Annotated in this window: 25 protein-coding genes; 16 read left to right on the forward strand and 9 right to left on the reverse strand. The window is 59.9% G+C overall.

Going from position 1 to position 20979, the window contains the following annotated elements; genetic code table 11:
* Positions 1–46 precede the first annotated feature (46 nt).
* Positions 47–466 carry a hypothetical protein gene (locus ET418_RS05330; protein ID WP_149306558.1) on the reverse strand — a complete coding sequence of 140 codons (420 nt, stop codon included), beginning with the start codon at positions 464–466 and terminating at the stop codon, positions 47–49.
* Positions 467–669: 203 nt separating this feature from the next.
* A complete protein-coding gene (locus ET418_RS05335; RefSeq protein WP_149306559.1) occupies positions 670–1161 on the reverse strand; it encodes a ferritin-like domain-containing protein in 492 nt (163 codons plus the stop codon).
* A 183-nt stretch (positions 1162–1344) separates the two neighbouring features.
* On the opposite strand from ET418_RS05335, the gene ettA reads away from it, so the two are divergent.
* The gene (ettA, locus tag ET418_RS05340) at positions 1345–3024 is read left to right on the forward strand and encodes an energy-dependent translational throttle protein EttA (RefSeq protein ID WP_149306560.1); all 1680 of its coding nucleotides are present in this window, start codon (positions 1345–1347) and stop codon (positions 3022–3024) included.
* Between the two features lie 105 nt (positions 3025–3129).
* On the opposite strand, the gene ET418_RS05345 is transcribed toward ettA, so the two are convergent.
* Both ET418_RS05345 and ET418_RS05350 read right to left on the reverse strand, forming a co-directional pair.
* Positions 3130–3615, reverse strand: coding sequence for a DciA family protein (locus ET418_RS05345; RefSeq protein WP_149306561.1), 486 nt, complete (start codon positions 3613–3615; stop codon positions 3130–3132).
* Complete coding sequence (locus ET418_RS05350) at positions 3608–3865, reverse strand: hypothetical protein (protein ID WP_149306562.1); 258 nt, start codon at positions 3863–3865, stop codon at positions 3608–3610. Before ET418_RS05350 ends, ET418_RS05345 begins: the two co-directional genes overlap by 8 nt.
* Before the next feature lie 75 nt (positions 3866–3940).
* Here ET418_RS05350 and ET418_RS05355 point away from each other — a divergent pair, with 75 nt between their 5' ends.
* From ET418_RS05355 to ET418_RS05410, 12 genes are all read left to right on the forward strand, one after another.
* Positions 3941–4243, forward strand: coding sequence for a putative Se/S carrier protein (locus tag ET418_RS05355; RefSeq protein WP_246152952.1), 303 nt, complete (start codon positions 3941–3943; stop codon positions 4241–4243).
* Between the two features lie 16 nt (positions 4244–4259).
* Complete coding sequence (yedF, locus tag ET418_RS05360) at positions 4260–4838, forward strand: sulfurtransferase-like selenium metabolism protein YedF (protein WP_149306563.1); 579 nt, start codon at positions 4260–4262, stop codon at positions 4836–4838.
* Between the two features lie 88 nt (positions 4839–4926).
* Positions 4927–6288, forward strand: coding sequence for a signal recognition particle protein (ffh, locus tag ET418_RS05365; protein ID WP_149306564.1), 1362 nt, complete (start codon positions 4927–4929; stop codon positions 6286–6288).
* 59 nt (positions 6289–6347) lie between these two features.
* A complete protein-coding gene (gene rpsP, locus ET418_RS05370; protein WP_149306565.1) occupies positions 6348–6614 on the forward strand; it encodes a 30S ribosomal protein S16 in 267 nt (88 codons plus the stop codon).
* 54 nt (positions 6615–6668) lie between these two features.
* Positions 6669–6899 (forward strand): KH domain-containing protein, encoded by a 231-nt coding sequence (locus tag ET418_RS05375; protein WP_149211006.1) that lies wholly within the window; start codon positions 6669–6671, stop codon positions 6897–6899.
* On the forward strand, positions 6899–7423 hold the full coding sequence (gene rimM / locus ET418_RS05380) for a ribosome maturation factor RimM (RefSeq protein WP_149306566.1): 525 nt from the start codon (positions 6899–6901) through the stop codon (positions 7421–7423). The genes ET418_RS05375 and rimM overlap by 1 nt, the downstream gene beginning before the upstream one ends.
* Positions 7420–8166 carry a tRNA (guanosine(37)-N1)-methyltransferase TrmD gene (gene trmD / locus ET418_RS05385; RefSeq protein WP_149306567.1) on the forward strand — a complete coding sequence of 249 codons (747 nt, stop codon included), beginning with the start codon at positions 7420–7422 and terminating at the stop codon, positions 8164–8166. The genes rimM and trmD overlap by 4 nt, the downstream gene beginning before the upstream one ends.
* Positions 8156–8740, forward strand: coding sequence for an RNA methyltransferase (locus ET418_RS05390; RefSeq protein WP_149306568.1), 585 nt, complete (start codon positions 8156–8158; stop codon positions 8738–8740). Before trmD ends, ET418_RS05390 begins: the two co-directional genes overlap by 11 nt.
* Positions 8741–8773: 33 nt before the next feature.
* A complete protein-coding gene (gene rplS / locus ET418_RS05395; RefSeq protein WP_149306569.1) occupies positions 8774–9130 on the forward strand; it encodes a 50S ribosomal protein L19 in 357 nt (118 codons plus the stop codon).
* A gap of 59 nt (positions 9131–9189) precedes the next feature.
* Entirely contained in the window at positions 9190–9840 is a 651-nt protein-coding gene (locus tag ET418_RS05400) for a ribonuclease HII (RefSeq protein ID WP_149306570.1), read from the forward strand.
* Complete coding sequence (locus ET418_RS05405) at positions 9825–10994, forward strand: metallophosphoesterase (RefSeq protein WP_149306571.1); 1170 nt, start codon at positions 9825–9827, stop codon at positions 10992–10994. The genes ET418_RS05400 and ET418_RS05405 overlap by 16 nt, the downstream gene beginning before the upstream one ends.
* A gap of 172 nt (positions 10995–11166) precedes the next feature.
* On the forward strand, positions 11167–11346 hold the full coding sequence (locus tag ET418_RS05410; RefSeq protein ID WP_149306572.1) for a hypothetical protein: 180 nt from the start codon (positions 11167–11169) through the stop codon (positions 11344–11346).
* Between the two features lie 88 nt (positions 11347–11434).
* On the opposite strand, the gene mltG is transcribed toward ET418_RS05410, so the two are convergent.
* Complete coding sequence (mltG, locus tag ET418_RS05415) at positions 11435–12448, reverse strand: endolytic transglycosylase MltG (protein ID WP_246152953.1); 1014 nt, start codon at positions 12446–12448, stop codon at positions 11435–11437.
* Positions 12449–12597: 149 nt separating this feature from the next.
* Between mltG and ET418_RS05420 the strand changes: the two genes are divergently transcribed.
* From ET418_RS05420 to ET418_RS05430, 3 genes are all read left to right on the forward strand, one after another.
* Positions 12598–13053 carry a ferritin-like domain-containing protein gene (locus ET418_RS05420; RefSeq protein ID WP_149306573.1) on the forward strand — a complete coding sequence of 152 codons (456 nt, stop codon included), beginning with the start codon at positions 12598–12600 and terminating at the stop codon, positions 13051–13053.
* A 76-nt stretch (positions 13054–13129) separates the two neighbouring features.
* A complete protein-coding gene (gene nudC / locus ET418_RS05425; protein ID WP_149306574.1) occupies positions 13130–14002 on the forward strand; it encodes an NAD(+) diphosphatase in 873 nt (290 codons plus the stop codon).
* Positions 14003–14129: 127 nt separating this feature from the next.
* Positions 14130–15890 (forward strand): DUF6600 domain-containing protein, encoded by a 1761-nt coding sequence (locus ET418_RS05430; RefSeq protein WP_149306575.1) that lies wholly within the window; start codon positions 14130–14132, stop codon positions 15888–15890.
* A 118-nt stretch (positions 15891–16008) separates the two neighbouring features.
* On the opposite strand, the gene ET418_RS05435 is transcribed toward ET418_RS05430, so the two are convergent.
* From ET418_RS05435 to ET418_RS05455, 4 genes are all read right to left on the reverse strand, one after another.
* Positions 16009–17202, reverse strand: a complete 1194-nt coding sequence (locus ET418_RS05435; protein ID WP_149306576.1) for a cofactor-independent phosphoglycerate mutase — start codon at positions 17200–17202, stop codon at positions 16009–16011.
* A 98-nt stretch (positions 17203–17300) separates the two neighbouring features.
* On the reverse strand, positions 17301–17945 hold the full coding sequence (locus tag ET418_RS05440) for a metal-dependent transcriptional regulator (protein WP_149306577.1): 645 nt from the start codon (positions 17943–17945) through the stop codon (positions 17301–17303).
* A gap of 353 nt (positions 17946–18298) precedes the next feature.
* Positions 18299–20290, reverse strand: coding sequence for a ferrous iron transport protein B (feoB, locus tag ET418_RS05450; protein WP_149306578.1), 1992 nt, complete (start codon positions 20288–20290; stop codon positions 18299–18301).
* Between the two features lie 53 nt (positions 20291–20343).
* The gene (locus tag ET418_RS05455; protein WP_149306579.1) at positions 20344–20781 is read right to left on the reverse strand and encodes a Fur family transcriptional regulator; all 438 of its coding nucleotides are present in this window, start codon (positions 20779–20781) and stop codon (positions 20344–20346) included.
* Between the last annotated feature and the right edge of the window lie 198 nt (positions 20782–20979).

Below are 20979 nucleotides of genomic sequence, written 5' to 3' on the forward strand. Positions count from 1 at the left end.
GGCCAAAAGAGCCGGAAGCACGAGTACGAAGCAACCGCACGGAGCGCTAGTTCGTGAATTTGTTCTTCTTGGCCGCCTCGGCCTTCTGGGTCTCTATGCGCTTGACCACCTCTTCCACCACCTTGTCGGGGGTAAAACTGGACACGGCCGGTATCTGCCCCGCCGCCACCCCTTCAGGTTGGACATTTACCCGTTCCTGCGTCTCCGCCCGACGGGGCTGATGTACCGGCAGCGGAGTCTCCTGATACTGTGCCATGGCGTCCGTCAGGCTGCGCACCAGGCGAATCCCCATGATCACGGTGATCCCCAGCGCCACAATATCCTCGCGCCAGTACGCCAGACTGAGATTGGTCGTCATGGAACCGGCCAGCAATCCCGCCGCTGCAATCAATAGGCAAAGGCCATTGCCGATCACGGTTAATTCGATATCTTGAGGCTCTTTTCGCCCGACCGCCTGGCTCGCCATGGTAGTCCTCCCGTCCCTGCCCGCTACAGTTCCTGATCGGCATCGGTCACTGAAAGCTTTAGCCCGATACGCTGCACGACCCACGTCTGCATGCGGTCCATATAATAATATACCGCCGGGGTGATGTACAGTGTCAGTTACAACAAAGCCCATTCAACCGCCGGATGAATGGGCTTTGCCACAGCTTGCAAAAAATACGGCAGCTATTCTCTCACATACGTGTCCATATCGGTTTCATGCACCATACCCATGACACGCGCATATTCGGACTCGATCATCAGGTAGTGATTGTGGGTTTCCTTGGCGTTCAGTTCGTACACCGCCCGTACCCCGGAGTCGTTAACCTTTGCCGCTGTTTCCAGAAGGGTCTGCTCCAGGTTTTGCTCCCGTTCCATAGCCAGTTCCAGCGCCTTTTGCTCGGTAAAGTCCTCGTCGATGAGCCGGGAGATCGACGTAATCCAGCTCGATTCATTGTCGGGGGGAGTATCAAGGAACTGGTCCAGGGACGGGATATCCTTGCCATCATATATCCGGTAAAATTGCCCGGCATGCTCCCGTTCTTCCTGTGCCAGAATTTCGAATGTCCGGCGGGCCGCCGTGTCCCTCATCTGTTTGGCACCCACCTGGTAAAAATTCATGGCGTTCTTTTCGGTCTGAATTGAACGTTTGACAGCCTCCTGAACGTTAATACTCATGATATCTGATCTCCTTTCCCTGGATTCTGATACTACCGGCACCTGCCGTCGGATAGACATAAACACTACCTATTGCCTCTTATTTGTCAAGCGATTGCCTGCGGAAAAATCCAAAGCGGTTGACAGTCGTCACAAGCGACGTGTAAAAGGATGTGACATTTCGGTTCCCAAAGGAGACTGCGCGTGGCACAGGAAGTTACTAAAATCATTTACTCGATGATGCGGGTCAGCAAGTTTTACGACAAGAAACCGGTCATCAAGGACATATCCCTCTCCTACTTTTATGGTGCCAAAATCGGCGTGCTGGGCCTGAACGGTTCGGGCAAGAGTTCCCTGCTCAGGATCATGGCCGGCGTGGACAAGGATTTCAACGGCCAGGCGGTGCTCTCCCCTGGCTACACCGTGGGCTACCTGGAGCAGGAACCGCACCTGGACGAGGCCAAGACCGTGCGCCAGGTGGTGGAGGAAGGGGTCCAGGAGACGGTAGATCTGCTGGCCGAGTTCAACGCCATCACCGACAAGTTCTCCGAGCCGGACGCCGATTTCGAAAAGTTGTGCGAACGCCAGGCCACGCTGCAGGAGAAACTGGACCACCTGGACGCCTGGGACCTGGACAGCCGCTTGGAAATGGCCATGGATGCCTTGCGCTGCCCGCCGGGAGACACGCCGGTCCAGGTACTCTCCGGCGGTGAAAAACGCCGCGTAGCGCTCTGCCGGTTGCTCCTGAAGAAACCGGACATCCTGCTTCTGGACGAGCCGACCAACCACCTGGACGCCGAAACCGTAGCCTGGCTGGAGCACCATCTGCACAACTATGCCGGCACCGTCATCGCCGTGACCCATGACCGCTATTTCCTGGACAACGTGGCCGGCTGGATTCTGGAGCTGGACCGGGGTGAGGGCATCCCCTGGAAGGGCAACTACTCATCCTGGCTGGAACAGAAGCAAAACCGCCTGGCCCAGGAGGAAAAGCAGGAGAGCGATCGCCAGAAGACCCTGCAACGGGAACTGGAGTGGATCAGGATGTCCCCCAAGGGACGCCACGCCAAGTCCCAGGCCCGCATCAGCGCCTATGAGCAGTTGGTGGCCCAGGAAAGCGAAAAACAGGCCAAAGACCTGGAGATCTACATCCCGCCAGGGCAGCGCCTGGGGGACATCGTCATCGAGGCGGACAACGTGGCCAAAGGCTTCGGCGACCGGCTGCTGTTCGAAACAATGAACTTCCGGCTGCCCCGGGGCGGCATCGTAGGGATCATCGGCCCCAACGGCGCCGGCAAGACGACCCTGTTCCGCATGATCACCGGTCAGGAACAGCCCGACAGCGGCTCGTTCCGTATCGGCGACACCGTGCAGTTGGCCTACGTGGACCAGAGCCGCGACGCCCTGAACCCGGACCGGAATATCTGGGAGGAGATCTCCGAGGGGCAGGACACCGTCCAACTTGGCAAGGTGGCCGTCAACTCACGGGCCTACGTGTCGCGCTTCAACTTTTCCGGTGCGGACCAGCAGAAGAAGGTGGGCATGCTCTCCGGCGGTGAACGCAACCGGGTACATCTGGCCAAGATGCTCAAAAGCGGGGCCAATGTAATCCTGCTGGACGAACCGACCAATGACCTGGACGTGAACACCATGCGCGCCCTGGAAGAGGCGCTCGAGAACTTCGCCGGCTGCGCCGTGGTCATCAGCCATGACCGGTGGTTCCTGGACCGTATCGCCACCCACATCCTGGCCTTCGAGGGAGATTCCAGCGTGGTGTTCTTCGACGGCAACTATTCAGAATACGAAGAGGACCGCAGGAAGCGGCTGGGCGCGGCGGCGGAGCAACCGCACCGGATCAAATACCGTCAGTTGACCAGGGCCTGACACGCAACAACACGATTTCGATCCACAACCAGACAGCCCCGGACCACGGTGAGAAACTCACGAAGAGCGGGGCTGCCTGGTTTTCCGTATTTCACGTGCTTGCCGTCAGGAACGCGAGCGCCCCCGTTCAAACGAGGTCGTCATAAGGTCCACAAAGGCCTCACGGGTTTCAGGGTCGACAATACCGGCCGCCTGTTCGGCAATGAACGCCTTTTGTTGTTCGCCCAGCACTTTCGGGGGCGCCGGCTCGTCATCATCGACAGGTTCGGTATTCTTTTTAAACGTACCGGGCCGAAGGACAATCTCCTTGATCAGCTCCGCCCCAAGCTGTTCGTTGAGCTTTTGCTTCATCATGGTGGTGAGGAACCGCAGCTCCTGCATCCAGGCGGCGCTCGACACGGCAACGGTCAGGGTGCCGTTGATGATCCGCAGCGGTTGCGCCCGCGAGGCCACCGTCGGGCCGACCACCTCGGGCCAGAGACGCCAGATCTCCACCTCCCGCAGCCGTTCCGCCAATCCGAGCCCCGCCATCTGTTTTTTGAGCAGGTCCGGCAGGAGTTGGGGGAAGCGCATCTTCGCCCGCTTAGCCATTTTGTTTTCTCCGCCGGTTGATGATACCACCCGTAATCTGGCCGGCCACCGCCCCTCCCAGGGTGAGGGGGATGACGCGCCAACTGAGGCCGGCCGAGATGCGTAGCAGGGCAATAATGGGGATCGAAATATGAATGAGCAAAAACCACATGAATGAATATTTTTTGTAATTCTGGCGTAAATACCCGCAGGGAATACTGGAAAGGAACGCCACACAAACCACCAGTACAACTATCAAAGACTCTTGCATGAACAACTCCTTTCAAGCATAGTAGAAATTCGTCTACAGTTTGTCAATCCGCTTATGTTCTAACAGGATGGGGAGATGGAGAAACGCCTTATGGTACAGGAGGGACATTTACTGGCGGTATTCAATTCCGGCCACCGGGTCATGAAGGCCGAAGGCGTGCTCAAGGCCCTCGGACTGCCGGTGCTGCTCATACCCGCCCCCCGCCAGCTCCAGACCGACTGCGGGCTGGCCTTGCGTTTCAGCGAAGATGTGCGGGAGGAAATCATGCAGATACTGGAACGGGAGAGCCTGCTGCCGGCCTTTGTCAGCCAATACATGGGGGGAGAGTTCGTTACGTTTTGGGTTAACGAGGCAAACGAGCCCCTGACCATTTTATAGAGAGGTACGGAAAGAAATGACTACCATCGACTGCAGGAACCTGGCCTGTCCGGCCCCGGTGATTACGGTAAAGAAGGCGTTGGAGGAGCAGACGGAACTGCGGGTCCTGCTGGACGACGGCGCACCGCGGGAGAACGTTACCCGATTTGCCCGCAATCGCGGCTGTCAAGTGAGTGAAGAGCGGGACGGCACCGGCTGGGCCCTGACCATCGTCTCCAGCGGCGAACCGGCGCAGAAAGCGGCGACGACTGCCGTCACCGGCGAACGGGTGCTGTTGATCACATCCGACCGTCTGGGGGACGGCCCGGAGGAATTGGGGCGCCTGCTGATGAAAAACTTCATCCACACCCTGCTGGAAACGAGCGAACTCCCGGCGCGCATGCTCTTCCTCAACACCGGGGTGTTCCTGACCACGGAAGGTTCGGATGCGCTGGAGGCGCTGGAAAAACTGGGGGGCATGGGGGTGGAAATTCTCTCCTGCGGCCTCTGCTTGGACTTCTTCAAACTCAAGGACAAGCTAAGGGCCGGCGGCACCACAAACATGCTTACCATCGCCGAAAGCCTGCTTTCGGCAGGACAGGCAATACGGCTTTAAAAACAAATAGTTCTTGACAGTTCTCCAAAGGCTACTTTATAGTAAACCCCTTTTGGAATATTCCGTACCATGAGACGATGCAACGACGATGTTTGACAGCCTTTCGGAAAAACTTGAATCGGTCTTCAAAAAGCTCCGCGGCCAAGGGGTAATGACCGAGGACAATATCAAGGAGGCGCTGCGGGAAGTCCGCCTGGCGCTCCTTGAGGCTGATGTCAATTTCAAGGTCGTCAAGGACTTTGTCGAGAGCGTACGCGTCAAGGCGGTCGGCACCGAAGTCGTGCAGAGCCTGACGCCGGGCCAGCAGGTCATCAAGATCGTCCACGACGAACTGGTGGCCGTCATGGGCGGCAACGAGGACAATGGCCTCAATCTGTCGGCCAAACCGCCGGTGGCGATCATGATGGTCGGCCTTCAGGGCGCCGGCAAGACGACCACCTGCGGCAAACTGGGCCGGCACCTGAAGAACCAGAAACGCCGTCCGTTGCTGGTCCCGGCCGACGTCTACCGCCCGGCCGCCATTGAACAGCTTACCACCGTCGGCAGACAACTCGGCCTTGAGGTCTTCAACTCCTCGGCCGACCAAAAACCGGTCGATATCTGTTCGGCCGCCATGCGTTTCGCCGAATTGAACGGTTTCGACACGGTTATCCTCGATACTGCCGGACGGCACCAGATCGACGATTTCCTGATGAACGAGTTGGCCGAGATCAAGGCCGCCGTTCTGCCCTTGGAAATCCTCTTTGTGGCGGACGCCATGACCGGCCAGGAGGCCGTCAACGTTGCCGGCGGATTCAACGAGCGGCTGGACATCACCGGCGTAGTCCTGACCAAGCTGGACGGCGACGCCAAAGGTGGCGCCGCTCTTTCCGTCAGGGCGGTTACCGGCAAACCGGTCAAGTTCGTCGGCCTGGGTGAGAAACTCGACGCCTTGGAGGTTTTCCACGCCGACCGCCTTGTGTCGCGCATCCTGGGCATGGGCGATGTCCTCACGCTGGTGGAAAAAGCCCAGTCGGTCTTTGACGAAAAAGAGACTGCCCGGCTCCAGCAGAAACTGAAGAAGAACCAGTTCGACCTGGAAGATTTCCTGGCCCAGCTCCAGCAGATCAAGAAGATGGGTTCGCTGGAATCGCTCATGGGGATGATCCCCGGCATGGGCAAAATGATGAAGCAGATGCAGGGGGCCCAGCCCAGCGAGAACGAAATGAAGCGGATCGAGGCGATTATCCGCTCCATGACGCCGGGCGAGAGGGCCAATCACGGTATCATCAACGGCAGCAGGCGCCTGCGGATCGCCAAGGGGAGCGGCACCACCGTGCAGGAGGTCAACCAACTGCTCAAGCGCTTCACCGAGGCGCAGAAGGTGGTCAAACAGCTCCAGAAACTCGGACCCAAGGGGCTCCTCAAGGGTATGGGGGGGCTTGGCAAGGGCATGCTCCCGTTCGGCTAGACAACAATCGCATTACGGTTTTACTTAACTTCGCAGAAGAAAGAATCAGGAGGATTCAGATGGCAATCAAGATCAGGCTTGCACGTGCAGGCGCAAAGAAAAGACCTTTCTACCAAGTGGTTGTAGCCGATGAGCGCTGCCGCAGGGATGGACGTTTCATTGAAAACGTAGGGACCTACGACCCTACCAAAAATCCGGCAGCCATCAAGCTGAACGTGGAAAAGGCCCAGGCCTGGCTTGAAAAGGGCGCACAACCGACCGAAACCGTTCGCCAGCTTCTCAAAAATGCCGGCGTTCTGGGCAAGGCGGCGGCTCCGACGGCATAGCGAGTGTATCCACCCCGGTCCGCCGGCGATTCTACATGAGCAGAGGATACCGACATGAAAGCACTTGTTGAAACCATCGCAAAGGCATTGGTTGACGATCCGACTCAGGTCAAGGCGGCCGAGGAAACGGAAGAGGATACCTTGGTCATCAAACTGACCGTCGCCAAAGAGGACATGGGGCGTATCATCGGCAAGGAAGGCCGCACTGCCAAGGCGATTCGCACGATCCTCAATGCCGTGTCCACCAAGGACAACAAGAAGGCTATCCTCAAAATCGTAGAATAATGGGCGATCCGGACGAACTGATTACCGTGGGCAAGATCAGCGGGACCCATGGGATCAAGGGACAGCTCAAGGTCTATTCCTATTCGGGCAACCTTGAGAGCTTGGGCGCTGCGCGGATCATCACCCTGAGAAGCCCTGACGGCACGACGCTGCGGCAATTCGGCGTCAAGGGTGTAAAGCCGCACAGCGCCGGTTTCATCCTCACTCTGCGGGATTTCGACAGTATCGACCAGGTTCTGCCTCTGGTGGGGAGCGAATTATGCCTCCGGCGCAGTCAGTTGCCGGAACCGGAAGATGACGAGTATTACTGGTGCGACTTGCTCGGCCTTCGGGTCGTGACGGTCGACGGGGTCGAACTCGGTACGCTGGCCGACATCTTTGAGACCGGAAGCAACGACGTCTATGTGGTACGCAAGGAGAAGCAGGAGTACCTGATCCCGGCGGTAGCCTCCGTGATCAGCTCCGTTGATCTGGCGGGCGGCACCATGGTCATCACCCCAATGGACGGGCTTCTGGATCTATGATTTTCGATATATTGACCCTCTTCCCCGGGATGTTCGCCGGTCCTTTCGACGAGAGCATCATCAGGAGAGGGAAAGACAAACAGCTCATTGAGATTGCGTTGCACAACATCCGCGATTGGGCCACCGACCGGCACCAGACCGCCGATGACGCTCCCTATGGCGGCGGCGCCGGCATGGTCATGAAGGTGGAACCTCTGGCCGCCTGCATCGAAGCGGTCAAGGCCCGTCGTCCCGCCTCGACGGTGGTTATGACCTCCCCCCAGGGGAGACGCCTTACCCACCAGGTGGCTGCGGAACTGGCCGGAAGCGACGGTTTGATCATCGTTTGCGGCCGCTATGAAGGGATCGACGAGCGTATCCGCCAGTTGTACGTGGAGGATGATATCTCCCTGGGCGATTATGTCCTTTCCGGGGGCGAAATCGCCGCCATGGCCATCGTGGATACCGTGACGCGGCTTTTGCCCGGCGTGCTCGGCAGCGACGAATCGGCCGAAACCGACTCGTTCTGCGACGGCCTTCTGGAGTACCCCCAGTACACACGCCCGCCGGAATTCGCCGGCATCAAGGTGCCGGAGGTGCTCCTGTCCGGCAACCACGAGCTGATCAGAAAATGGCGGCGGCGCGAATCGCTGCGCAAAACGCGCTCACTCCGGCCGGACCTGCTGGAGGAAATCGCCCTGAACAAGGAAGATCGCGCATTGCTGGCCGAGATTGAACGGGAAGACGGCACCTGTGGCTGCTGACAGGGCCAACATGGCGATAGCGCTGCTGCACTACCCGGTTTATAACAAGCGGCGCGAGGTGGTGACCACCGCCCTGACCAACCTGGATCTGCACGATATCGCCCGTTCATCGCGTACCTTTGGACTGGAGCGCTTTTATATCGTGACCCCGTCCGCCGAACAGCGGAGTCTGGCGGAACGGATCACCGGCCACTGGCAGGAGGGGTGGGGAGCGGACTACAACCCGGACCGCCGCGAGGCGCTCGGTATCGTCCGGATCTGCACGGACCTGAAAATGGCCGTCGACGATCTCCAGGCCGGATTTGCCAAGCCGGTCAAGACGATCATCACCGGGGCGGCACAGCGGCCGGACAGCCTTTCTTTTCCGGCTTTCCGACAGATGCTGGCCGAGGCCGACCAACCGTACCTGCTTCTTCTGGGTACCGGCTGGGGTCTGACGGATGAATGCTTTATTGCGGCAGATCACGTTCTTGAACCCATCGCGGGTGCAGGATCTTATAACCACCTCTCGGTCCGTTCGGCGGCGGCCATCATGCTCGCCCGCCTGAGGGGAACACAACAAGAGGCACTTTAACAGGAAGCAGATACATAGAGGAGGAAGGCACTCATGAACACCATCGATACTCTGGAATTCGAACAAATGAAGAAAAACATCCCCCCCTTCAAGGTCGGGGATACGGTCAAGGTACAGGTTGCGATCGTTGAAGGCGACAAACGTCGCCTCCAGGCCTATCAGGGCGTGGTGATCGCCCGCCAGAACGGCGGCATCCGCGAGTCCTTCACGGTCCGCAAGATTTCCAACGGCATTGGCGTGGAGAGGGTGTTCCCGCTGCACTCCCCCAGCATCGAGGCCATCGAGATCGTGACCCGCGGCCATGTTCGCCGCGCCAAGCTGTACTACCTGCGCAATCTGCGCGGCAAGGCGGCCCGCATCCGCGAGAAGAAATATATCGCCGGAGCCTGAGAAGAAAAGAACCGAAAAAGCCCCGCTTAGCGGGGCTTTTTCGGTTCTAGGGACCAACCATGCGACAAACAGAACTCTTTCCCGTCCCCCCTCTGGACACCCTGGCCCTTGAGCAGCACGCCCGCAGTCGGGGGTTTACCATGATTGCCGGGGTTGACGAGGCGGGGCGCGGCCCCTTGGCCGGTCCCGTGGTTGCGGCGGCGGTCATACTTCCCGAAGGGCTTCGCATCCCCGGGGTCGATGACTCGAAGAAACTTTCTCCGGAAACCCGCGAACGCCTTTTCGATGTCATCCAGGCCCAGGCCCTCGCCATCGGCGTCGGTATGGGCAGCCCGGAGCTGATTGACCGCATCAATATCCTCCAAGCCACCCGCCACGCCATGTTGGAAGCGGTCTCCGCCCTCTCCCCCCGGCCCGATTTCATTCTGATCGACGGAATCACCCAGATCGACTCCACCCTCCCTCAGAAAACCGTCAAAAAGGGGGACTCCCTCAGTCTCTCCATCGCAGCCGCCTCGATCATCGCCAAGGTCACCCGCGACCGCCTGATGCGGAAACTGGATGTCATGTACCCCGGCTACGGCTTTGCCGGCCATAAGGGGTACGGCAGCGCCGCCCATCTTGCAGCGATCCGCCAACTCGGCCCTTCACCGGTCCACCGCCTGAGCTTCGGCGGCGTCAAGGAACACATCCCATGTCCCTCTTCCTGATCACCTTCCTGAGCCTCTACGGCGGCATGCACGCCTATGCCTTTCTCAGGCTGCGCGGCGCATTCCTGCCGAACCACCCCCTCACCCTGGTACTGGCGGCATGGATGATCCTGATGACCGCGGCCCCCATGCTGGTGCGCCTGGCCGAAGGCGCCGGCCTAGAACGGAGCGCCCTTTTCCTGGCATGGCCCGGCTACACCTGGATGGGGGCGCTCTTCATCTTTGTTGCTACGCTGCTGGCATGCGACGCACTAAGGCTGCTCGCCTGGCTGTCGAACCGCCTCTGGGGGACCGCCACCCCGGGGTTTCTGACCGCAACCGTCACCTGCACGGTCGCCCTGGTATTCGCGTTCCTTGCCAGCGCCTATGCCTTCTACGACGCCCGGCGCATCAGGACCGACCATGTGACGGTGACCACCGCCAAGCTTCCGCCATCGGCCGGCCGGGTCAGGATTGTGCAGATATCCGATGTCCACATCGGGCTCCTGTTCCGAGAATCCCGTCTGAACGGCATCCTGACCGCCGTCCGGGACGCTCGGCCCGACATTCTGGTGTCCACCGGCGATCTGGTGGATGGCAGGCTCTCCCGGGAGGATGTCATGTCGCATCAGAACAGACTGGCCACTATGCTGGCGTCCATCGAGACCCCGGGCGGAAAATACGCCGTGACCGGTAACCACGAGTTCTACGCCGGTCTGGACCAGGCGCTGGCCTTCACCCGCACGGCCGGGTTTACCGTGCTCCGCAACCAGGCGGTCCCCCTTCCCAACGGCATCACCATCGGCGGCGTAGACGATCCGGCCGGCCGGCGCATGGGGGTTCCCGCCCCTTCCCCTTCGGAACAGGCGCTCCTGAGGTCCGTCCCCAGAGACCGCTTTTGCCTGCTGCTCAAGCATCGGCCGGATATTCCGGTCGCCAGCGACGGCCTTTTCGATTTGCAGTTGTCCGGCCATGTCCACAAGGGGCAGATATTTCCCTTTAACCTGCTGGTACGTATTCAGTACCCAATCCCCTGCGGAACAACCACTACCGCCAGAAATTCGCTCATCCACGTCTCCCGTGGCAGCGGCACCTGGGGGCCACCGTTACGCCTGCTGGCCCCTCCCGAGGTAACCATCATAGACATCATCCCCCAAGGGGAGCAAAAACCTTGACGTGCTGAGGTGGAGATTATCGTCGAGGATGCGGGAACGCAGGCGCGGCGGGAGGCGGTTTTACGGAAATTTTACCATTTTCGCCACACTCGCTTCACATTTCCCTGCTAAACTTGGTATAATCAATTACATTTATCGGGGGTGTTCGTCAAAGGCTGAAAAGGAGGTTTGTATGGGTAAAAAGATCCGCAATTCCATCGAAATCGTTGTAGAACAATTTCAGAATCTTCTCGAGAAATGCCTGCAAACCAAGGACGACCATGAGAGGGTCGTGTTGGTCAGAAGACTTATCAATCTGGTTGGAGTCATTCAGTTTCTGGTTTCGGTGCAAAAGGCCACGCCCCACACCTGAAACCTGAGCCAAACAAAAAAACAGAAAGCCGGAGCCCCAAACAGGCCATCCGGCTTTTTTTTTGCAGAATTTCACGCTGGTATGGGTATCAGTTTCTGAGATAGCGCGCAACGGCCCGATTATGCTCCTCCAGGGTGCGGGAAAAATAGTGGGTACCATCCTGGCGGGCCACGAAATAGAGGTAGTCGCTGCGGGCCGGATGGAGGGCGGCGCGCAGGGCGTCAGCCCCCGGATTGCCGATGGGGCCGGGTGGCAGTCCCTTGACAAGATAGGTGTTGTAGGGGGAGTGGCGGCCGATGTCGGCCTTGGTGACCTTGCCCGAAAAGGCCCGCACACCGTAGACCGCCGTCGGATCGCTCTGCAGCGGCATTCCCAGGCGCAGACGGTTGTAGAAGACCGAGGAGATCAGCGGCTTTTCATCCCCGGAAACCGCCTCCTTTTCGATGATCGAGGCCAGGGTCACGATCTCGTGGAGGGACAGCCGGCTCTGTCCCCGACCGCCCGTGGTCACATCGTCGTAAACCTTCCGGAAGTGGCCGACCATCTGGGTGACCAACTGTTCTTCCGTGCCGTTGCGCGCCAGGTTGTAGGTGGCCGGAGAGAGGTACCCCTCGGCACTGGCGGCGTGGATACCCAGGCGCTCCAGCAGGGCGGTGTCGCGGCACGCGGCCAGAAACGCATCCCGCTTGAAATACCCCTTCTGGTCCAGCATCTCGGCGGCCTGGTAGACGGAATACCCCTCCGGCAGAGCAAAACGGCGGTAATCCACATCGCCTGTCGCCAGCTTGCGCAGGATATCGCCCGGCGTCATGCCGTCCGTGAGGCGGTAATCACCCGCCTTGAGGCGGTGGGCCTGCCCCCGCAGGCGGGCGAGGAGGATGAAATGCCACGCACTGCGGATAACGCCGCCCCGCTTTAGTTCCCCAGCCAGCTTTCTGATGCCGCTGCCGGCCGGAAAGGAGATATCGCGGACGAGAGCGCCCTTTCCCGGCGGGATAAAGGTGCAAACCAGATACCAGCCCAGCAGGAGCAGAAGACTGGTGCGGATGGAGAGTACGGCAAGTTTTTTGGGTGTGGGGGTTAACGGAAGCATTGTCGGCATTATGGGGTTTTTCCGGCCCGCAGTCAAGCCTGTGGGCGTTCCTTGACATCAGGGGCGAATGTTGTTACAAAAATTGATACAGAGAGAGCCATCATCATTGGGGCACCGACGCGCCGAACCGCCTCGATACGGCGGCGAAAGGGGAAACCATGGAACTGTTCAAGGATATCCGCCAGGTGTTCGACTTTGCCATCGAAAAGGAAGAGGCCTCGTACCAGTTGTACTCCAAGGCCGCCGCGATGGTATCGTCAACCGCCAGCCGCAAGATGCTGGAGGAGATGGCCGGGCAGGAACTGGGGCACAAGCGCCTTTTGCAGGGGCTGGACCGGGAGAAGGTCCATGAATACCGGTTCGTCAAGGTGCCGGATCTGAAGATCGGCGATTACCTGGTAGACATCGAATACCGGGACGACATGACGTTCCAGGAAATCCTGGTCTTTGCCATGAAGGCCGAGGAAAAGGCCGCCCGGCTCTACAGCGAGGCCAGCCACCTGACCGACGTTCCCGAGATCCAGCGCATGTTGTTGATGCTGGCCAACGAGGAAAAGAAGCACAAATACAACCTGGAATCGATGTACGACGACAAGATACTGACCGAGAACTAGTGCCCCATAACTAACCGCACGGGACACTAACGTATCGGATGCCGCCTCCGGGCGGCATTTTCTTTGTGAGGCTCTTATGATGTTTCCCGAACAGATCCACCTCCCCTTCAATTTTGCCATCATCAAAGAGTATTTCCAACTCTGTTATCCCGCCCTGCACGAACCGGCGGAAGAAGGCTACTGGGCCATCATGCAGGGCAACAGCATGCTTGTGGCGCGGGATGAAAACGGCCTATCTCTGCACCAGGGCGGCCTGCCGGGCTGGCTCCAGCCGAAAGCTCCGCCGATCTTCATCGGCCACTGGCATGGCAAGCCGCTCCGCGCCTTTGTCGCCGCCAGCGACCTGCCCCTCCAGGCCCCCTTCGAGGCCGAGGCGTTCAACGCTGCCGAGCAGCGTCTGGATATGGCGACCCTTTCCGTGGGCGGCCTTGCCAAACAGATTCTGCACTGGGACCAGCAGAGCCGCCACTGCTCCCGCTGCGGTGCGCCGACCGAGCCCATGACCGGCAATTGGGGCAAACGGTGCACCGGCTGCAGCACAGAGCACTTCCCCCACATCCACCCCTGCGCCATCGTACTGGTCAAACGGGGCGACCACCTGCTCCTCACCCGCAAGGCGGAATGGCCGGCGGGCAGGTACAGCCTGGTGGCCGGATTCGTCGATTTTGGCGAATCCCTGGAAGAGTGCGCCATCCGCGAGGTCAGGGAAGAGACCGGCATCGGGATCGAAAACGTCCGCTACGTGGGAAGCCAGAACTGGCCCTTCCCGGCCCAGCTCATGGCCGGCTTCGTGGCCGACTATGCCGACGGCGAGATCACGGTTGATCTGAGCGAACTGGAGGATGCACGCTGGTTTCCCCTGGACGCCCTCCCCTCGCTCCCGCCCCAGCGCAGCATTGCGCGCTGGATCCTCGACAACTTCAAAACGCCGACATCCTGCCCTATTTGAGGCAGCCCGTTTCAACCTTACCGTCTGAAAGAGCCTGTTTATGCCATTCCTCCGCACGGCATGTTCTTTGCGTTATACTAATTGAACCGAGAGACACCATCGCCCCAACCGGGGCAAGGAGGCTGTTATGCAACGCGTACTCTGGATAGTTTTCATGCTGTTCATCGCCATCCCGCCATCCTGGTCCCTGGCCGGGGTCATCAGCCCGGCCCGGGTACACCAGCAGGCCGGCGACGTCTATTTCCGCACCCCCAGTGATACGGATTGGCTGCCGGTTGCCATCAACACGCCACTGGACGAGGGGGATTCAGTCTGGTGCCCCGACGGCTCGCGGCTCGAGATCCAGTTGAACGACGGGTCCCTGATCAGGATCGATGGTGGCTCCACCATGGAGATGCTCGCTGTGGAGGAGGGCTTTACCCAGATACATCTCTCCGCGGGGCGCATGTACGTGCACACCGTCAGCAATGTCAAGGAACGCAGCCTGCAAATCGATGCCGAGGACACCACGGTGCTCCCCGCCAGCCGCACGCGCCTGCGGATCGACATGCTGCCCAACAGTGAAGAGGACGTATCCATCTTCAAGGGTTCGGCCTATGTGGAAGGCAACGGCAGCCGCACCAGGGTGCGGGCCGGCGAGCAAATCGCGCTGGAAGAGGGGCATAACGAATTTTTGGCGCTCAATCCCCCCGACGATTGGGAGCGTTGGAACACGGACCGCGACCGGGGTATCATTCGCAGTTCGCGCTCGGAGGCCTATCTCCCCGAGGAGATCAGGGGGTATGCCGGAGAACTCGACGCCAGCGGCGAGTGGGTTCGGGTTCCCGACTACGGCATGGTCTGGCGTCCGACGGTGATCCTGGCCGACGACTGGGCGCCCTACCGGAGCGGCCGCTGGATCTGGAAGGGCGACGACTATGTCTGGATCTCCTACGAGAACTGGGGGTGGGCGCCCTATCACTACGGGCGTTGGATCGTGGTGGGCGGACGTGGCTGGTGCTGGGTTCCGCCCGGTCGCGGCGATGTCTACTGGGGACCGGGGTACGTGGGGTGGTATCGCACCGGCGACCGCGTCGGCTGGACGCCGCTGGCACCGGGCGAGACCTACTACGGACATCGTTCCTACGGCCGCAACAGCGTCAACATCAATGTCACCAACATAAACGTCAGGAACACCACCGTGGTCTACCGGAACAGCCGGGCCCGGGGTGGGATGACCATCGTTCCCCAGAACGATTTCCTGCGGGGCAGGACCGTGAATACCCCGATGAGCGGGAGAAACGCAATGCCCCCTTCGTCGGCCGTATCGGTGGGCAGTCCGCGCATCAAACCGATCCGGGAATCACGCATGCCGGTCGTCAAGGGCACCCCTCCCCGGGTCGCACCGCCTGAGGTGAAACGGGTGGCGCCCCAGGAGATGCGGCAACGTTTCCCGCGGATAACGCCATCTGCGCCCGCCGCCACCCCCGCCCCGGCAAGAACGCCGAAGACAGCAGCGCCTGCGCCCGTAGCGACGCCCCAGGTGCGGGACAGGAAGAATGTCCCCGCCGGGCAGCCAACCGCACAACCACAACCGGCCGGCAGAACGACTGCCCCGGCTGAAACCCGCGCACCGGCCTCTCCGGCAACCCAAGGGAGGGGAGAACGGCGCTCCCCGGTGCCGGTAGTAACGGCACCGGCAGTAAAAACAGCCCCGGCGATGCAAACACGGCCCCAGAGTAGCCCGGCCCCGAATGCCGGACAAAACCGCAGAGCGGCACCGTCACCCCAGGCGCAGCCGAGAAAGGTCTGGAACGTTACGGCTCCTGAACAGCGCAATGAAAATAAGGGGGCGCCGGTCCCCGCACGGGGGCGTTCGGAAGAACGGCGGGAGGGTCCCCAAAGGTAGTTTGAACCGTGAAGAAGTACATCTGCCGGTAACGCAAAAGGCTCTCCATGAGGAGGGCCTTTTGTGTTGGTAAAACATATGTGCAGCCGGGCAGAGGGGAGGCACCATGAGCTAAAGGCTACTTCACCAGCATCTCCATCAGGTCATGCCCCTCCACCTTCAGACCGGTCGTCCCGGCCTGTTCCTCGTCGTAGGAGCTTGCGCCGTTACCCGGCCCTTCCCCGCCGCGATAGATGACAAAGGGAACCGGTTCTGCCGTGTGGGTCATCAGGCGCACCGGCGTGGGGTGGTCGGGGGTGCAGAGGATGGCGAAGTCGCCGAATTTCCTGATCCCCTCCAGCACCGTACCCACCACCTGGCGGTCAAAGTCCTCGATGGCCTGGATCTTGTGATCCATCCTGCCGGAATGGGATGCCTCATCGGGGGCCTCCACATGCACATAGACGAAATCGTGATTTTCCAGGGCCGCAAGGGCGGCTTGGGCCTTGCCCAGGTAGTTGGTGTCGATGTAACCGGTGGCACCCTCCACGTGGATCACGTCCAGGCCGGCGCAGACGCCGATCCCCCTGATCAGGTCCACTGCCGAGATTACCGCTCCCGAGAGGCCGAATTTCTGGCTGTAGGGATCGACCCGGGGGGTCTTGCCGTGCCCCCAGAGCCAGATGGAGTTGGCCTGCCGCTTCCCCTCCTCCTTGCGTTTTTTGTTGAGGGGATGGTCGTGCAACACCATCTGGGCGTGGTTCATGATATTGTTCAACGTGGCGGCGCCATCGCCGCTGGGAAGGTACTCCAGCACCGCCTTGCCGGTGATGTCGTGGGGAGGGGTGGCCGTCATGCCGTCCTTGCCGCCGCGCCAGACCATCAGGTGGCGGTAGCCGACCCCGGGATGGAACTCGAACTCGGCGCTGCCGATCTCCTTCTGGAGCGCTGCCACCAATCCGCGCCCCTCCTCTGTGGAGATGTGGCCCGCCGAGAAATCCTCCATGTAGAGCGAACTGCCGTGGGGCTTGAGGGTAACCAGGTTCATGCGGAAAGCGACATCGTCCGGCCCGAGGGTCACCCCCATGCTCACCGCTTCCAGCGGAGAACGGCCGGTGTAGCAGGTCCGCGGATCGTAACCGAAGATCGACAGGTTGGCTACGTCGCTGCCCGGCGGCAGCCCCTCCGGCACGGTATTGGCCAGGCCGACCTGACCGTGCCGGGCCATGAAATCCATGTTGGGGGTCTTGGCCGCCTGGAGTGGTGATTTGTTGCCGAGTTCGCTGTAGACCACGTCCGACATGCCGTCGCCGAGGAGGATGATGACCTTCATACGCGCCTTTCAGGATGAGAATGGGGATAGAAAGCTAATACTGAGGAAGCCAGGTTATATTAGTTTCCGAATCATCCCCTTGTCAACCTTCCTTGACGCTATTTCCGCACAAAAATCTCTTTTGCCAGGTTGCCGTCGATGGCGAACTCGGAAAATCCGACCCGGAAGATGTAGGAGGGGAACGACTGCACCAGCACGATACGATTGCCCGGCAAGACCCCCATGGCCATCAGCTTCTGCATCTTCTTGCTATCCTCGGTCTGGATGTAGGCGATCTCCCCTTCCTGCCCCGATTTGAATTCGGTCAGGGCCACCACGCCAAGGTCGCCCTGGGCCCGGGCATCCGCGCAGCACTCGCCCGGCGGTATCGGCTTGCCGTGGGGGCAGGTGGTGGGATGGTTGAGCATGGTGCAGATCTTGACGTCCACCCCTTCATTGAGCAGGTGCTCGAACTGGCAGGCCTTGTCGTCTCCCTCGTCGCCGCGGAGGTTGAGCACATCCATCATCAGGCGCTCCGCCAGACGATGGCGGCGGATGGTCATCTTCCCTTCTTCACGCCCCTCGGGCCGGAAATAGACCATCCCCTGGCGCAGTTCCACCAGCGCGCGGTCGGTCAGCTCCCGGTAGGCCGGGTCATCGGCCGGGAACCCCATCTTCTCCGGGTCGAGAAAACGCCCCCCCTCTTCTTCCACCGCGATCCACAGGGCCTCCAGGATCTCTTCCGCCTTTTCGGACAGTTTCATATACGCTCCTTCTTTGCCACCGGGTGACAGGCATACAGAGAAACAACCATCAGATCGGACATCGCGCCATAGCTTTCCCGTCGGGAAAAACTATTTTAAGATGCCTTTGATTTTTTGTCCTCTGAATTCTCTGTAGCCCCAGCGTCGGATGATGTTTTCCGTTTCAACATGTTTTTCAGCTTACCGATAAAGGCCGGTTCCAGGGGATTCTTGTAGTTGCAGCGCGGGCAATGCACGCTGTGGCACCCGCCGGGGCAGCCGCCGCACCCGCGTTTTCCTTCATTTTCATCGAACTCGTGTCCGCAAAATCCGCAAATCATCTTCATATCTCCAAGGGGCCCCCTCGCAGGGTGCTAGGAAAGAATCCCCGTTGCCAGAAGGAAACGGTTGAGCGCATAGCCGCTGCCGAAGGCCAGCAGGCTGACGAACACGCCGATACTGCCCGCTACCTTCCACCCCCGCTCCTTCTTCATGATCAAAAACTGGGCCACACAGGGGATGAACAGGGTCAGGGTCACCGCGGCAACAGTCAGTTGGCGGGCATCCATCAACCCTTTCGTCTGCAATTCGTACAGGCCGGCAGCGCCGTAATCCCGGCGAAAGAAACCGAAGATGAAGGCCACGGCCGTCTCCTTGGGCAGACCGATGGACGCCATCACCGGCGTCATTGCCGTTATCAGCTTTTCGAAGAAGCCGGTGATCTTGCCGAGCCAGAGCAGTATGGAGGCCAGTACGAACAGGGGCAGAATCTCCATGAAATACCACTGCATGCGGGTATAGGTCTTGGTCAATACATTGGAAAGCTGCGGGAGCCGCATGGGGGGCAGTTCCATGTAGAACATGGGGGCTTCGCCCGGCATGACCCGGGCCGCCAGCAGGCCCACAACCACGAACAGCAGCAGCAGACAGACCCCCCACACCACGAGGGCACCGGGGAACTTGGACAAAAGCGCCAGGATCACCCCCAACTGGGCCGAGCAGGGGATGGTCAGGGCCAGCAGCACCGTGGCGATGACCCGCTCGCGGGTCGTTTCCAGGGTACGGGTCACCATGGTCGCCATGGTGTCGCAGCCGAACCCCAGCACCATGGGAATCACCGCCCGGCCGGTGAGGCCGAACCGTTTGAAGATACGGTCGACCAACAGGGCCAGACGCGGAAAGTAGCCGGTATCCTCCAGAAAGGAAAAGAAGATGAAGAAGGTCGCCACGATCGGCAGGATGATCCCCACCGCATAGCGGATCCCCAGGGTGATGATGCCGTACTCCCCCACGAACAGTTCCTGGATGATCTCCCAGGGGATGACCATCTTGACGATACCGGTAATCCAAGGGTTGAATATCTCCACGAAGAGCTTTTTTTCCAGTACGTCAACCAGCGTGCCCGCGCCGAAGTCGCCGACGAACTTGTACAGGCCGAAATAGAGCACGATCAGCAGCAGGGGGATACCGGTCAAAGGCCTCACCGAGATGCGCGACAGCCGCTCGCCCCAGGTAACGACCCGTTTCTCCGGGCTGGTGAACACGTCCAGAACCAGCTTTTTGACGATATCCTTACGCTCCATGGAGAGATCCAGGTGGAACGAGCCGCGGCGATTGAAGGCGATGTCCCGCACCCTTTCGGCAATCACCCCGAACCCCTCCCCCTCCCGGCGGCGCACCAGGGAGGTGATCTCTTCGTCCTGCTGGAAAAGCAGCAGGGCCAGGGCGCGGCGGGAAAGGATGTACTCACCTTCCATGAGCCCGGACACCTCGTTGATGTCGTGCTCCAGGAGACGGCTGTAGGCAAAATGCCGGGGGCTACCCATATCCTGGCAATAGGTGGCGATGGCGGAACGGATCTCGCCAAGCCCCCGTTTGCGGGTCGTGGCCGCTCCCACCACCGGGATGCCGAGCCTCTGCCGCAGCAGTTCCAGGTCGATCTTGAGCCCCATCCGCTCGGCTTCGTCCATGATGTTGACCACCAGAATCACCGGCAGACCCGCCTCGATCAACTGGAGCGTCATGGCCAGCATACGCTCCAGGTTGCGCGCATCGAGCACGTGCAGCACCACGTCCGGGGTCTCGTGCAGCAGGATCTCCCGGGCAACCCGTTCCTCCTCGGTGATGGTATGGATCGAATACATCCCCGGGGTGTCGATCACCTCCCACGGCTGTTCATTGATCACGGCATGGCCGCGGGATACCTCCACCGAGGTCCCCGGATAGTTGGAAACGGTTACGTACGACCCGGTCAGGGCATTGAACAGTACACTCTTTCCGACGTTGGGATTGCCGACCAAGGCCACCCGCTTGGCATTTGGCACCTTTCCCGGCGCTTCCGTCTGTTTACCGCAGCATGTCGCCATTACTCCATCCTTTATGCTCTTGATTTTCAATTTCAAATATATGGCAAAAAAAATTACTGGTTAGCTCTGCATGCTGCGCACAGTCCGTAGAGTTCCAGTTTATGACTCTTGATCATGAAACCGTGGAGTAGCGCTATCTCCTTCTGCAGTTTCTCGATGGTCTCATCCTCGAACTCGATGATCGCGTTGCACCCGGTGCAGACCAGATGGTCATGGTGCTCGCCCGCCGACACGTGTTCATAGCGGGTTTGGCCGTCGTTCAGCAGGATCTCGCGGGCCAAGCCGGCCTCGGTGAACAGCTTGAGGGTGCGGTACACCGTGGCATGTCCGATGCCGGGATGGCTGGCCTTGATCTTCAGGTACAACTCTTCGACGCTGACGTGCTGGCGGGTGGAAAGAAAGAAATCAAGGATTATGTCCCGTTGCCGGGTAGAGCGGAGTCCTTTGGCCGCAGCAAACGCATTGAAAGCCTTTTTCTTTTCGAGGATCATCCCGCCCTCCTTTTTGAACTTGAAATTCAATATAATGGACTCGCCATGATCCTGTCAACACAAAAATATACGGCCCGAAACTGAGCCAATAACTTGAGTTACCGGGAGCAGAATGCTATATAAGGGCTGTTGCAATTTTTGATTCAACTTGAATTGCCGGAATCCCGCAAACGGTGCATTGCGAGGTTTCGTCGGTTT

Source organism: Oryzomonas rubra (assembly GCF_008369015.1).
In the GTDB taxonomy this organism is placed as follows: domain Bacteria; phylum Desulfobacterota; class Desulfuromonadia; order Geobacterales; family Pseudopelobacteraceae; genus Oryzomonas; species Oryzomonas japonica.